The organism is Pseudomonas sp. W3I7, assembly GCF_030816095.1.
Lineage (GTDB): Bacteria > Pseudomonadota > Gammaproteobacteria > Pseudomonadales > Pseudomonadaceae > Aquipseudomonas > Aquipseudomonas salomonii.
This window is the reverse complement of the sequence record NZ_JAUSXP010000001.1, coordinates 4,679,412-4,693,462: the sequence shown is the minus strand read 5'-3', so window position 1 is coordinate 4,693,462 and position 14,051 is coordinate 4,679,412. Positions and strand designations below refer to the sequence as shown.

Annotated in this window: 13 protein-coding genes; 11 read left to right on the top strand and 2 right to left on the bottom strand. The window is 60.7% G+C overall.

Annotation, left to right across the window (positions count from 1 at the left end; all coding sequences use genetic code 11):
* Positions 1-488: 488 nt before the first annotated feature.
* The 11 genes from pcaR to pcaC all read left to right on the top strand — a co-directional run bounded on the left by pcaR (position 489) and on the right by pcaC (position 11,359).
* Positions 489-1,331: a pca regulon transcriptional regulator PcaR gene (pcaR, locus tag QF043_RS21745; RefSeq protein WP_017137228.1), complete on the top strand. Its 843-nt coding sequence runs from the start codon at positions 489-491 to the stop codon at positions 1,329-1,331.
* A gap of 144 nt (positions 1,332-1,475) precedes the next feature.
* Complete coding sequence (locus QF043_RS21740) at positions 1,476-2,816, top strand: MFS transporter (RefSeq protein WP_056857463.1); 1,341 nt, start codon at positions 1,476-1,478, stop codon at positions 2,814-2,816.
* 295 nt (positions 2,817-3,111) lie between these two features.
* The gene (locus QF043_RS21735) at positions 3,112-3,969 is read left to right on the top strand and encodes a CoA transferase subunit A (RefSeq protein ID WP_017137230.1); all 858 of its coding nucleotides are present in this window, start codon (positions 3,112-3,114) and stop codon (positions 3,967-3,969) included.
* The gene (locus QF043_RS21730) at positions 3,969-4,748 is read left to right on the top strand and encodes a CoA-transferase subunit beta (protein WP_305458470.1); all 780 of its coding nucleotides are present in this window, start codon (positions 3,969-3,971) and stop codon (positions 4,746-4,748) included. Before QF043_RS21735 ends, QF043_RS21730 begins: the two co-directional genes overlap by 1 nt.
* Complete coding sequence (gene pcaF, locus QF043_RS21725; protein ID WP_307421462.1) at positions 4,745-5,947, top strand: 3-oxoadipyl-CoA thiolase; 1,203 nt, start codon at positions 4,745-4,747, stop codon at positions 5,945-5,947. Before QF043_RS21730 ends, pcaF begins: the two co-directional genes overlap by 4 nt.
* A gap of 17 nt (positions 5,948-5,964) precedes the next feature.
* Entirely contained in the window at positions 5,965-6,669 is a 705-nt protein-coding gene (gene pcaH / locus QF043_RS21720) for a protocatechuate 3,4-dioxygenase subunit beta (RefSeq protein ID WP_307420144.1), read from the top strand.
* A 1-nt stretch (position 6,670) separates the two neighbouring features.
* Positions 6,671-7,237, top strand: coding sequence for a protocatechuate 3,4-dioxygenase subunit alpha (gene pcaG, locus QF043_RS21715; protein ID WP_307420142.1), 567 nt, complete (start codon positions 6,671-6,673; stop codon positions 7,235-7,237).
* A gap of 189 nt (positions 7,238-7,426) precedes the next feature.
* A complete protein-coding gene (locus tag QF043_RS21710) occupies positions 7,427-8,722 on the top strand; it encodes an MFS family transporter (protein WP_307420141.1) in 1,296 nt (431 codons plus the stop codon).
* Between the two features lie 9 nt (positions 8,723-8,731).
* The gene (locus tag QF043_RS21705; RefSeq protein WP_307420139.1) at positions 8,732-10,096 is read left to right on the top strand and encodes a 3-carboxy-cis,cis-muconate cycloisomerase; all 1,365 of its coding nucleotides are present in this window, start codon (positions 8,732-8,734) and stop codon (positions 10,094-10,096) included.
* A 10-nt stretch (positions 10,097-10,106) separates the two neighbouring features.
* The gene (gene pcaD, locus QF043_RS21700) at positions 10,107-10,898 is read left to right on the top strand and encodes a 3-oxoadipate enol-lactonase (protein ID WP_307420138.1); all 792 of its coding nucleotides are present in this window, start codon (positions 10,107-10,109) and stop codon (positions 10,896-10,898) included.
* Positions 10,899-10,960: 62 nt separating this feature from the next.
* Positions 10,961-11,359 (top strand): 4-carboxymuconolactone decarboxylase, encoded by a 399-nt coding sequence (pcaC, locus tag QF043_RS21695; protein ID WP_307420137.1) that lies wholly within the window; start codon positions 10,961-10,963, stop codon positions 11,357-11,359.
* Positions 11,360-11,388: 29 nt separating this feature from the next.
* Here the strand turns inward: pcaC and QF043_RS21690 are convergent, their stop codons facing one another.
* Together QF043_RS21690 and QF043_RS21685 are read right to left on the bottom strand one after the other, a co-directional pair.
* Complete coding sequence (locus tag QF043_RS21690; RefSeq protein WP_307420135.1) at positions 11,389-12,933, bottom strand: M91 family zinc metallopeptidase; 1,545 nt, start codon at positions 12,931-12,933, stop codon at positions 11,389-11,391.
* Positions 12,934-13,047: 114 nt separating this feature from the next.
* Positions 13,048-13,938, bottom strand: a complete 891-nt coding sequence (locus tag QF043_RS21685) for a polysaccharide deacetylase family protein (RefSeq protein WP_307420134.1) — start codon at positions 13,936-13,938, stop codon at positions 13,048-13,050.
* Between the last annotated feature and the right edge of the window lie 113 nt (positions 13,939-14,051).

Here is a 14,051-nt window from a genome sequence, read left to right as displayed (position 1 = left end):
GTTGAGTGTATTGACGGTGCAGCGTCATGCCTGAAAGTCGTCCTCGGGTTATTTGAAATTGAACAGTAAAACCATTCAAGTTTGAAAAGGACCAAAGGGCAGATCTTATAAACAGGTATGTGTGACCGGTGATGCCTGCAATGCGCATCGCCTGGTGAGCTCCACTCCCGATGATAATGAAATCGGGCTGACCTCTGCACAAGCTGCATTATAGCGGCGCATTTGAATAAAACTATCAGCATTAAGTTAAAAAGCGTCAACTTCGTGTGAGGCTTTTGTTACATGGCGATGTGAGTCCTTCGCCCGTTGTGCGCACAACTGTAGTGGTCCACGCGGCTGTCGGGTTCCACCAAGAGAATTGCGATAATCGCATGAGTGTCCGATAATCGCCCAATGTTGCGGGCGCCGCCTTGTACATCCCGACTGGTGCGGCTTGTAATGGCGGCCAACCCTTCCAGCGGTTGAAAACAAGAGAAAGGACCCTTGAAATGAACGATCAATTGCGCAACTCCTTCGCGTCAGTGGCGCCGCCGATCGTGGCTTCACCGGCCAAGCGTATCCAGGCGTTTACCGGTGATCCGGACTTCATGACCTCCCTGGCCCGAGGCCTGGCGGTGGTGCAGGCGTTTCAGGAGCGCAAGCGCCACCTGACCATCGCCCAGATCAGCCATCGCACCGAAATCCCGCGCGCCGCCGTGCGCCGTTGCCTGCACACCTTGATCAAACTCGGGTATGCCACCACCGATGGGCGCACCTATTCACTGCTGCCCAAAGTCCTGACCCTGGGGCATGCCTATTTGTCCTCCACGCCATTGGCCGTATCGGCCCAGCCGTACCTGGACCGTATGAGCGAGCAATTGCACGAAGCCTGCAACATGGCGACCCTGGAAGGCGACGACATCCTTTATATCGCCCGCTCGGCCACCACCCAGCGCCTGATCTCGGTGGACCTGTCGGTGGGCGGGCGCTTGCCGGCGTATTGCACATCGATGGGGCGCATCCTCCTGGCGGCGCTGGACGATGCTTCGCTCAAGGACTATCTCGACCACGCCGACCTGCAGACCAAGACCAGCCGCACCCTGACCACCCCCGAAGCCTTGTTCGAATGCCTGCAACAAGTGCGTCAACAAGGCTGGTGCATCGTCGATCAGGAGCTGGAACAGGGCCTGCGCTCCATCGCCGTGCCGGTGTACGACGCGTCCGGCCAGGTGTTGGCCGCGCTCAATGTCAGCACCCACGCCGGGCGCGTCAGCCGCAGCGAGCTGGAGCAGCGTTTCCTGCCGAGCATGCTCAGCGCCAGCCGCGAGCTGAGTGCGCAACTGTTTGCCTAAGTGTTCGGTGACCGCACAGATCCCGGCTTGATCAATTGACGCTGTTTCCCCCGACTTATTACTGTGCGGCAGCGCTCTGAAGAGCCGCCCAATAATAATGACGACCGCAGGTCGTTAGCCCGCCATCGGTGTGGAATAAAAATAATGAATCAGCCTTCTGTCGGTACCACCCTGGACGTGCAGTCCTTTATCAACGCCCAGCCACTGTCGCGCTACCAGTGGCGCGTGGTGATCCTGTGTTTCCTGATTGTCTTCCTCGATGGCCTCGACACCGCCGCCATGGGCTTTATTGCGCCTGCGCTGTCCCAGGACTGGGGCATCGACCGCGCCAGCCTCGGCCCGGTAATGAGCGCCGCGCTGATCGGCATGGTCTTCGGCGCACTCGGTTCCGGCCCGCTGGCGGACCGTTTCGGGCGCAAAGTGGTGCTGGTGAGTGCAGTGTTGGTGTTTGGCGCATTCAGCCTGGCCTCGGCCTACAGCACCAACGTCGACCAACTGCTGGTGCTGCGCTTTCTGACCGGGCTGGGCCTGGGCGCGGGAATGCCGAACGCCACGACGCTGCTGTCCGAATACACCCCCGAGCGCCACAAATCGTTGCTGGTGACCAGCATGTTCTGCGGTTTCAACCTGGGCATGGCCGGCGGCGGGTTTATCTCGGCCAAGCTGATCCCGGCGTTTGGCTGGCATAGCCTGTTGCTGATCGGCGGCATCCTGCCGTTGATTTTGGCGGTGGTGCTGCTGGTCTGGCTGCCGGAATCGGCGCGTTACCTGGTGGTGCGCAACCGTGGTACCGACAAGGTGCGCAAAACCTTGTCACCCATCGAACCCACGATCGTTGCCCAGGCGAGCAGCTTCAGCGTGCCCGAGCAAAAAACCGTCAAGGCCCGCAACGTGTTCGCGGTGATCTTCTCCGGCACCTACAGCGCCGGGACTTTGCTGCTGTGGCTCACCTACTTTATGGGCCTGGTGATTGTTTACCTGCTGACCAGTTGGCTGCCGACCCTGATGCGCGACAGCGGCGCCAGCATGGAACAGGCCGCCTTTATCGGCGCGTTGTTCCAGTTTGGCGGCGTGCTCAGTGCGGTCGGCGTGGGCTGGGCGATGGACCGCTTCAACCCTCACAAGGTCATCGGCACCTTCTACCTGCTGGCCGGGGTGTTTGCCTACGCCGTGGGGCAGAGCCTGGGCAATATCACCCTGTTGGCGACCTTGGTGTTAATCGCCGGGATGTGCGTCAACGGCGCGCAATCGGCCATGCCATCCTTGGCTGCACGCTTCTACCCGACCCAGGGCCGCGCCACCGGTGTGTCGTGGATGCTTGGCATCGGCCGCTTCGGCGCGATTCTCGGCGCGTGGATGGGCGCCACCTTGCTGGGCCTTGGCTGGAACTTCGAACAAGTGCTGACGGCGCTGGTGATTCCTGCGGCGTTGGCCACGGCTGCTGTGGTGATCAAGGGCATGGTCAGCCACGCCGACGCTACCTGATACCCGCGCGATTCAAGTGGGCGCTAAATTGTGTGGGAGCTGGCTTGCCTGCGATGCAGACACCTCGGTCTGTCAGGTAAACCATGGTGATGCAATCGCAGGCAAGCCAGCTCCCACATAAGCCAGGCCCTCAGACTGAGCGACCTTTCTCAAACGATTAGCTAGACAACAATCTGTTCGATAATCGAACGCTGAGTCGATTATCGGATTGTTTGACCTATTTGCCCGGCTTAATCTTCAAGCACTTCGGCGCCACCTCAGCGCCTTTTTCGATCAACACCGGGAGCCCAACCCCATGGCTGAAATTCTCACCCTGCGTGATGCGGTCAAGCGCTTCGTGAACGACGGCGATACCGTCGCCCTCGAAGGCTTCACCCATCTGATCCCTACGGCAGCGGGTCATGAAATCATTCGTCAGGGCAAGAAAGACCTGACGCTGGTGCGCATGACGCCTGACCTGATCTACGACCAGTTGATCGGTGCCGGCTGCGCGCGCAAGTTGATTTTCTCCTGGGGCGGCAACCCGGGCGTGGGTTCCTTGCATCGCCTGCGTGATGCGGTCGAAAAACAATGGCCGCAGCCGCTGGAGATCGAAGAACACAGCCACGCCGACCTGGCCAACGCTTACGTCGCCGGTGCTTCCGGCCTGCCGTTTGCGGTGCTGCGCGCCTATGCAGGTTCCGACCTGCCCAAGGTCAACCCGCTGATCAAGACCGTGACCTGCCCATTCACCGGCGAAGTGCTGGCGGCGGTGCCTTCGGTGCGCCCGGACATCACCGTGATCCACGCACAAAAGGCCGACCGCAAGGGCAACGTGTTGCTCTGGGGCATTCTCGGTGTGCAGAAGGAAGCGGCCCTGGCGGCCAAGCGTTGCATCGTCACCGTCGAAGAAATTGTCGATGACCTGAATGCGCCGATGAACAGTTGCGTGTTGCCGACCTGGGCCCTGACCGCGGTGTGCCACGTACCCGGTGGCGCACACCCGTCCTACGCCCACGGCTACAACGAGCGCGACAATCGTTTCTATCAGGCGTGGGACCCAATCGCCCGTGACCGTGGGACTTTTACCGCGTGGATCGACGAATACATCCACGGCACCGCTGACTTCAGTGAATTCCAGGCCAAGCTGGCCCACGCGCAGGAGGCCAAGTAATGGCTTACTCGACCAATGAAATGATGACCGTCGCCGCCGCGCGCCGCCTCAAGAACGGCTCGGTGTGCTTTGTCGGCATCGGCTTGCCTTCCAAGGCCGCCAACCTGGCACGCCTGACCTCGTCGCCGGACGTGGTGCTGATCTACGAATCCGGCCCGATTGGCGCCAAGCCAAGCGTATTGCCGCTGTCCATCGGTGACGGCGAACTGGCGGAAACCGCCGACACGGTAGTACCGACCGGTGAGATTTTTCGCTACTGGCTGCAAGGCGGGCGCATTGACGTCGGCTTTCTCGGCGCCGCCCAGGTCGACCGTTTCGGCAATATCAACACCACCGTGGTGGGCGACTATCACCAACCCAAAGTGCGCCTGCCGGGTGCCGGTGGCGCGCCGGAGATCGCCGGTTCCGCCAAGAGCGTGTTGATCATCCTCAAGCAGTCGGCGCGCTCGTTTGTCGACAAGCTGGACTTCATCACCTCGGTCGGCCACGGCGAAGGCGGTGACTCACGCAAACGCCTGGGCCTGCCTGGCGCCGGCCCTGTAGGGATTATTACCGACCTGTGCATCATGGAGCCGGAGGAGGGCAGCCATGAGTTCGTGGTCACCGCGCTGCACCCCGGCGTCACCCGTGAGCAAGTGGTGGCGGCCACTGGTTGGGCAATTCGTTTTGCTGACGACGTAAGTACCACCGCCGAGCCGACCGACGTTGAGCTGACCGCCCTGCGTGATCTCGAAGCTCGCACTGCCGCTGCCCACGGCCAAGCACCGGGAGAAGCCTGATGCGCGACGTGTTTATCTGTGATGCCATCCGCACGCCCATCGGCCGTTTCGGCGGTGGTTTGTCCACGGTGCGCGCCGATGACTTGGCAGCCTTGCCGATCAAGGCGCTGATCGAGCGCAACCCGTCGGTGGACTGGAGCGCGGTCGACGAAGTATTCCTTGGTTGCGCCAACCAGGCCGGTGAAGACAACCGCAACGTCGCGCGTATGGCGTTGCTGTTGGCGGGCTTGCCGCAAAGCATTCCGGGCGTGACCCTCAACCGCCTGTGCGCCTCGGGCATGGACGCGATCGGCACCGCCTTCCGCGCCATCGCCAGCGGCGAAATGGAGCTGGCGATTGCCGGTGGCGTCGAGTCGATGTCCCGTGCGCCGTTCGTGATGGGCAAGGCTGACGCGGCGTTTTCGCGCAACATGAAGCTGGAAGACACCACCATCGGCTGGCGCTTTATCAACCCGTTGATGAAGGCCCAATACGGCGTGGATGCGATGCCGCAAACCGCCGATAACGTCGCCGACGACTACAACGTGTCCCGCGCCGATCAGGACGCCTTCGCCCTGCGCAGCCAGCAACGCACCGCTGCCGCACAAGCCGCAGGGTTCTTTGCCGAAGAAATCGTGCCGGTGCGCGTCGCCCATAAAAAAGGCGAAACCCTGGTGGAGCACGACGAGCATCCACGCGACACCACCCTGGAGGCCCTGGTCAAACTCAAGCCGGTCAATGGCCCGGATAAAACCGTCACCGCCGGCAATGCGTCGGGCGTGAATGACGGCGCGGCGGCGTTGATTCTGGCGTCTGCCGAAGCGGTCAAAAAGCACGGCCTCACCGCCCGCGCCCGCGTGTTGGGCATGGCCAGCGCCGGGGTTGCGCCGCGAGTGATGGGCATCGGCCCGGTGCCGGCGGTGCGCAAACTGGTGGAGCGCCTCGGTTTGGCGGTCACCGACTTTGACGTGATCGAACTCAACGAAGCCTTCGCCAGCCAAGGCCTGGCGGTGCTGCGTGAACTGGGGATTGCCGACGATGCCGCGCAGGTCAACCCGAATGGCGGCGCCATCGCCCTCGGCCACCCGCTGGGCATGAGCGGCGCGCGGTTGGTGCTGACGGCACTGCATCAGTTGGAGAAAACCGGCGGCCGCAAAGGCCTGGCGACCATGTGTGTGGGCGTCGGCCAAGGCCTGGCCCTGGCGATTGAACGCGTCTAATAAGAGAGGATTGCTCCATGAGTGACAAGCCCGGTTACCGGCGCCCGCAAGCGGGCACCCAACCTGATTACCTGCACCCGGCCTACCAGTCGACGAAACTGCGTTCGCCGTCCCAGCCATTGGTGTTTCTGCCCCATTCCTTGTCGGAAATCACCGGCCCGACCATCGGCGCCGAGCGGATCAACGAGAAGGACAACGACCTCACCGCCCAGCACGAAGGCGAGCCCCAGGGCGAGCGCATCATCATCCACGGCCGTGTGCTGGATGAAAATGGCCTGCCGGTGCCGGGCATTCTGGTGGAGATCTGGCAGGCCAACGCCGCCGGTCGCTACAACCACAAACGCGATCTGCACGACGCGCCGCTGGACCCGAACTTTACCGGTACCGGCCGCACCGTCACCGACGCCGACGGCTGGTATCAGTTCCAGACCATCAAGCCCGGTGCTTACCCGTGGGGCAACCACCACAACGCGTGGCGCCCGGCGCATATCCACTTCTCGCTGTTTGGCCCCAGCGTGCTGACGCGGCTGGTCACGCAGATGTATTTCCCCGGCGACCCGTTGCTGGAATACGACCCGATCTACAACTGCGTGCCGGACACCAGCGCCAAGCAGCGGCTGATCGCGCGGTTTGATCTGGAAAAAACCATTCCGTCCTATGCCCTCGGCTATCGCTGGGACATCGTTTTGCGCGGCCGCGACGCCACGCCGATGGAGAAATAAGATGACCCTCAATGCGACCACGTCCCACACCGTTGGGCCGTATTACCACATCGGCCTGACCTGGCTGAACCGCGAAGACCTGACCGTGCCGGCCACCCTGGGCGAGCGCGTGGCAATCAGCGGGCAAGTGGTGGACGGCAACGGTGATGTCGTCAACGACGCCATGCTGGAAGTCTGGCAGGCCAACGCCGCCGGCAAGTACGACCACCCGGAAGACGAGCAGGCCAAGGCCGTTGACCCCAACTTCGAAGGGTTTGGCCGCGTGCCGGTGGACGCCGAAGGGCGTTTTCGGTTTACCACCATCAAGCCGGGCAGTGTGCCAGGCCTGCAAGGCACGACCCAGGCGCCGCATCTGGTGGTGCTGGTGTTTGCCCGTGGCTTGGTGAAACACCTGCTGACGCGGATCTATTTCGACGGTGAAGCGTTGAATAGCGATGACCCGCTGCTGGCGTGTGTGCCGGCTGAGCGTCGCGCTACGTTGATTGCCACGCCGGATGCGCAGGGTGTGCATCAGTGGAATGTGATTTTGCAGGGCACAGACAAGGAGACGGTGTTCTTCGATTATTGAGTTGAGCTGGCGGGCGCCATCGCGGGCAAGCCCGGCTCCCACATTTTGATCTGTGAACAGGTTCAAAGGTGGGAGCTGGCTTGCCTGCGATGGCGCCCTCAAGGCCGCACCTATGCAAAAGTCTGCTTGCGGAACATGGTTGTTGCAAAGTATGTCTAGGCTATAACCGTTCCCACTGAGTAAAAAAACATGACAACAACAACGAGTCACTACACCGGAGAAGAACGCAGCAAACGGATTTTTGCGATTGTCGGGGCCTCCTCCGGCAACCTGGTCGAATGGTTCGACTTCTACGTCTATGCCTTCTGCGCGATCTATTTTGCCCCGGCGTTTTTTCCGTCAGACAACCCCACCGTCCAGTTGGTCAACACCGCCGGAGTGTTCGCCGCCGGGTTCCTGATGCGACCTATCGGTGGCTGGCTGTTTGGCCGTGTGGCCGACAAACACGGCCGCAAGAACTCGATGATGATCTCGGTGCTGATGATGTGCGCAGGCTCCCTGGTGATCGCCTTTTTGCCCACCTACAAGGACATTGGCATTTGGGCGCCGATTTTTCTCTTGATAGCACGGCTGTTTCAGGGCCTGTCGGTAGGCGGCGAGTACGGCACTACCGCGACTTACATGAGTGAAGTCGCGTTGAAGGGCCAGCGTGGTTTTTTTGCATCGTTCCAATACGTGACCCTGATCGGCGGCCAATTGCTGGCGGTGCTGGTGGTGGTGATCCTGCAACAGATCCTCACCGAGGAAGAGCTGCGTGCCTGGGGCTGGCGGATTCCGTTTGTGATTGGTGCCATTGCGGCGGTGATCTCGCTGATGTTGCGTCGCACCTTGAAAGAAACCACCAGCAAAGAAATGCGCGAAGACAAAGACGCCGGCAGCATTGCTGCATTGTTTCGCAACCACACCGGGGCCTTCATCACCGTGTTGGGCTACACCGCCGGTGGCTCGCTGATTTTCTACACCTTCACCACGTACATGCAGAAATACCTGGTGAACACCGTGGGCATGCACGCCAAGACGTCAAGCTACATCATGACCGGCGCGCTGTTCCTGTACATGTGCATGCAGCCGCTGTTCGGCATGTTGGCGGACAAGATTGGTCGACGTAATTCGATGCTCTGGTTCGCTGGCCTGGGCACGCTGTTCACCGTGCCGATCCTGCTGACCTTGAAAACCGTCACCAGCCCGTTCCTGGCCTTTGTGCTGATTACCCTGGCGTTGGCGATCGTCAGCTTCTACACCTCGATCAGCGGCCTGGTCAAAGCCGAGATGTTCCCGCCACAGGTGCGCGCGCTGGGTGTGGGCCTGGCCTATGCGGTGGCGAATGCGATTTTTGGCGGTTCGGCTGAAGTTGTCGCGCTGAGCCTGAAATCCATCGGCATGGAAAATACCTTTTACTGGTACGTCACCGCGATGATGGCGGTCGCTTTCCTGTTCAGCCTGCGTCTGCCCAAACAGGCGGCTTATCTACATCACGACCTCTAGGGATGAGTTATGACACTGCGCACGAGCAATCAACTGTTCGACGCTTACTTCACCGCTGACAGCATGGCCGAAGTGTTCTGCGACCAGGGACGTTTGCAGGGCATGCTGGATTTCGAAGCGGCGCTGGCCCGGGCCGAGGCCCGGGTCGGGTTGATTCCGCAAGCCGCCGTCGCGCCGATTGCCCAGGCGTGCCTGGCGTCGCTTTACGAGGTGGACGCCCTCGGTGAGGCGATTGCCTCGGCGGGGAATTCGGCGATTCCACTGGTGAAGGCCTTGGGCAAGTTGATTGCCGCTGAAGATGCCGGCGCCGAGCGTTACGTGCACCTGGGCGCGACCAGCCAGGATGTGATGGACACCGGGCTGGTGTTGCAACTGCGCCAGGCGTTGGCGCTGATCGAAGCGGACCTGGCGCAATTGGGCGAGGTGCTTGCTGTGCAGGCCCAGCGTTATGCCGACGTGCCCCTGGCTGGGCGAACCTGGTTGCAGCATGCCACGCCGGTCACCCTCGGAATGAAAATCGCCGGTTGGCTGGGCGCGGTCACGCGCAGTCGCCAACGCCTGGCCGAGCTGAAGCCGCGCTTGCTGGTGCTGCAGTTCGGCGGCGCGTCCGGCACCCTGGCGGCACTCGGTGAGCACGCCATGCCGGTAGCACAGGCCTTGGCGTCTGAGTTGCAATTGGGCCTGCCCGAGCAACCCTGGCACACCCAACGTGATCGACTGGTGGAGTTTGCGGGCGTGCTCGGCCTGATCGCCGGCAGCCTCGGCAAACTGGGGCGCGACCTCAGCCTGTTGATGCAGACCGAAGCGGCGGAGGTGTTCGAACCGTCGGCGCCGGGCAAAGGCGGCTCGTCGACCATGCCGCACAAGCGTAACCCGGTGGGCGCCGCCGTGTTGATCAGCGCGGCCACCCGTGTGCCGGGGCTGGTGGCGACGATGTTCAGCGCCATGCCCCAAGAGCATGAGCGCAGCCTGGGCCTGTGGCACGCCGAGTGGGAAACCCTGCCGGAGATTTGCCGGCTGGTGTCGGGGGCCTTGAAACAGGCGCTGCTGCTGAGCCAAGGCTTGGAGGTCGACCCCGAGCGCATGGCGCACAACCTTGACCTGACCCAGGGCCTGGTGCTGGCCGAAGCCGTGAGCATCGTGCTTGCCCAACGCCTGGGCCGTGAGACCGCTCACCATCTTTTGGAGCAATGCTGTAAACGCGCCGTCGCCGAACGGCGCCATCTGCGCGCAGTGCTGGCGGATCAAGCGCAGGTCACCGCCGAGTTGTCGGCGGCGGAGCTGGACCGCCTGCTCGATCCGGCCCATTACCTGGGCCAGGCCCACACCTGGGTCACCCGCGCCGTAACCGACCATTTTGCATTGACCGCATAAGGAGACCGCTGTGGCTTTTGTACAACTGGCCGATGGCCCATTGCATTACCAACTGGACGGGCCTGAGGGCGCGCCGGTGCTGGTGTTGTCCAACTCGTTGGGCACCGACCTGCATATGTGGGACATCCAGATCCCGGCCTTCATCAAGCACTTTCGCGTGCTGCGTTTCGATACCCGTGGGCATGGCAAATCCCTGGTCACCGAGGGCCCGTACAGCGTTGAGCAACTGGGTCATGACGTGATCGCGCTGCTGGACGCGCTGGATATCCAACGCGCGCATTTTTGCGGGCTGTCGATGGGTGGCCTGATCGGCCAGTGGCTGGGTATTCACGCAGGTGATCGTCTGCTACGCCTGGTGGTGTGTAACACCGCCGCCAGGATCGGCACGCCGGACATCTGGAACCCACGTATCGAGAGGGTGCTGCGCGACGGCGCGGCAGCCATGGTTGCGCTGCGCGATGCGTCGATTGCACGCTGGTTTACCGCCGATTTCGCCGCCGCCAACCCGCACCAGGCCCAGCAAATCACTGACATGCTCGCCGCCACGTCGCCTCAAGGTTATGCCGCCAACTGCGCAGCCGTACGTGATGCGGATTTGCGCGAGCAACTGTCCAGGATCAAAGTGCCGACCCTGGCGATTGCCGGCACCGAAGATGCCGTCACGCCGCCGGCCGGCAGCCGCTTTATCCAGAACCAGGTCAAGGGCGCCGAGTACGCCGAGTTCTACGCGGCGCATCTTTCTAACGTACAAGCTGGCGCGGCGTTCAGCGAGCGCGTGCTGGCGTTCCTGTTGGCTGATTAAACCTGTGGCAAGCCTGCTCGCCACACGTGTTCGGGCTTCTATCAACTGTTTAAGGAGTTTTTGTGGACGAGAAACAACGTTACGCCGATGGCCTGCAAGTGCGCCGCGAAGTGCTGGGCGACGCGCATGTCGAGCGCAGCCTCAATGCCCTGACCGAGTTCAACAGCGAGTTCCAGGAAATGATCACCCGCCACGCCTGGGGTGATATCTGGACCCGCCCCGGCCTGCCGCGGCATACCCGCAGCCTGATCACCATCGCCATGTTGATCGGCATGAACCGCAGTGAAGAGTTGAAGCTGCACCTGCGCGCCGCCGCCAGCAACGGCGTGACCCGCGCCGAGATCAAGGAAGTGCTGATGCAGAGCGCGATCTACTGCGGGATACCGGCGGCCAATGCGACGTTTCACCTGGCCGAGTCGGTGTGGGATGAGCTCGGCGTGGAGTCGCGCGAACAAACTTGATTACCGCCAAGTTTGCTTGCGTCATCCGCTCAGCCTCGGTATTTGTCACGTAGCGGCTCACCCATTTCTGCATGAAGTGCGTTTTCATTGAACGGATAGGGGTTAGTGTTGGTGGGAGGCGTCAGCGGGTCATCATCAAAGTCAAACTCATCGGCATCGGTTTCCACCCCGACGGCTTGGCGTTCGAGGTTGAGTTCATGATGGGTTCTTCCAGGAAAAACAGTACCGTTACCAAAGTTATACGCGTGTGACAGTTCATGGTAAAAGGCACTAAGGGGCGATCTATTGACCTGGCCTTCAAGCACGTAGGAGCGATTGCTGAATACGTCGCCACTGTTCATGATGTCGCCCCGCTGACCGTTTAGGAGGGCGCCCAACTTTGGATCTTCTCCGACCGGTAGTTTTTGTCCGGTATTTATCAGGTTGTCATAGTAGTCGTTATGACCCGTGTAGAAGTTGACGTTCTCGGCTTGAACCTCCAGTACTCTCAGAGGAAACCCGTTGCGTTTGGTCATCCTGTCCAACTCGCTTAGCATTTCCTGACCCGCAGGGGAGCCTCTGAGCATCTCCAGATCATCGTTGATCCGTTGTTTAAACTCCGCAGAACCTTCAAGAGAGAACGCTTTTTTTCCGGCGTCGCTGGGTGAGATCAGTGTGAGTTTTGCGGCGGTAGTTTTTTCTATAGAGTCATCTTTTTTGGCGTAGATAAGATCGCTGTCATAGGTGGATATAATCGTATCGTGGCCCTTTCCTGTGTAGAAGGTGCCGCGTCCGACGCTGCTTAATTTGTCATCGTCCAAGCCGCCGTTCATGACGGTGTGGCTGGTACCTCCGCGAAGTTGATCCCTCCCGCTGCCACCGTCCATATAGGCGGGTTTGCCCCCAGGGCCAACGTAGCCTTGAATCACATCATCGCCGTTGTTGCCGTATAGGACTGCTCGTCCTTTGCCGGCTTGAATCCAGTCGTTACCGTCACCGCCCTCGGCATAACTGGTGCCGGCGCCAAGATAAATGTGATCGCCGCCGGCGCCTCCGAATACTCTTGTACGGCCACTGCCAGCCCAAATATGATCATCCCCGCTGCCGCCTTCTATCTGGATTTCGGTATCGACATCGGCGTCTACTTTTATGCAGTCAGTACCGCCTTCCGTTTGTATGTTCAGTGTTTGCTTGGGGGCAAGTTTTACGTCGTAGGTACTATCGTTGAGGGTGATACGCAGATGCCCATTTTCGCCTTTACTGACATGCACAATGTCATCACCGTCGCCGGTTTTTATCGTCAATGTGTCGCTAACCAGTTTAGGGGGATAAGCGCCGACCTCACTTTTACGTACCGTGCACTCTCTAGACACGTTAATGGTGGCGTCTTTGAAAAGCGCGTAAGAGTCGAGGGTCGATGGGTTTTGCGGGATTTTATGAGTGGTGGGTGTGGAGCTGTAAGGGGTATCAGGTTTGACATTACCGTCGATCAGGGCCAGGGGCGGTGTCTTTTTATTTTCACCAGTGTGCGCCTGGGCAATGCTGGAGGGGTACTTAGAAGCGGGTGGGGTTTGGTCGGGGCGTAATGTGTTCACTATAGAGGGCTCCTGAAAACATAGGCTGTCCAAACCTGTATCAGTGGCGTCTCTTCAGTGAGCAGTTCCATATATGACAAGAACGCGAACGCGGTAAGTGTGCGATTCCAATCGTCAGTGGGAATCCGCATCCCATATCCAGTTCCACACCCCCGGCAAATGCACGGCTTCATTCACATCCTTCACCGTACGTGCCAAGGCTGCGCGTTCCAGCGTGGCGTGGTCGGTGTAGAACGGTTCGGCAGCGACCTTCATGCCGTTGATCTGCGCGCTGTCCATCAGGATCTGCAAGTATTCCTGCAGGTGTCGCGCGGTGTAACGGTTGATATCGTGGAAGGTCACCACCACCGGTATCACGCCGTCGACTGTGGGCAGTTCGCCCAAGGCAATGCGCTCGCGCACCACCGACAGTTGCCGATACAAATTCGCCCGCCGACGTGGGCTGGCATTGAAGCCCCAGATCTTGCCGTCGTTGGCGCTCAGGTCAGTGAGCAATACCTGCATGCCGTGGCGCTGGTAGGCGGTGAAGGTGCGCTTGTCATAGTTCCAGAACGGCGGGCGTACCAGCACAGGTGGCGCGCCAGTGATTGCCGCAATGTGGGCTGAGCCTTCAGTCAGGGTGCTTTCCAGTTCGGCATCACTGAGCCAACGGTGGTTGGTGTGAAACGCCGTGGCCGTGTGAAAGGCCAGCACATGCCCGGCGGCAAATTCACGCTGCATGGTCTTGCGACCCCGCGGGCTGCCACCGGAACGGGACGCTTCGGTCTGCAGGAAAAACACCGCCTTGATACCTGGCAGCACCGGGTTATGTGCAAGGTCGGCAATCACTGAACGGCTCGGGTTGTTGTAGCCCGAGGCGCTGGGGCCATCGTCGAACGTCAGCAGAAAACGGATCGGCGCCTGGGTTTGCAAGCGCTGTGCAGTCTGGGTTGTCAGGGCGATGGGGGCGCTTATGCACCCGCTGAGGGTCAGCGCCAGGGCAATTGCGATGGCGTAAAATTTCATGGTGTGCACTGGCCCAAATGAAAGCTGCTGCTGGGTGAACCAGCAGCAGGCGGTGCACGATACAGTACATTTGTATTTGAAAAAATGCATACCTCAACGGCTACTGCGACTTC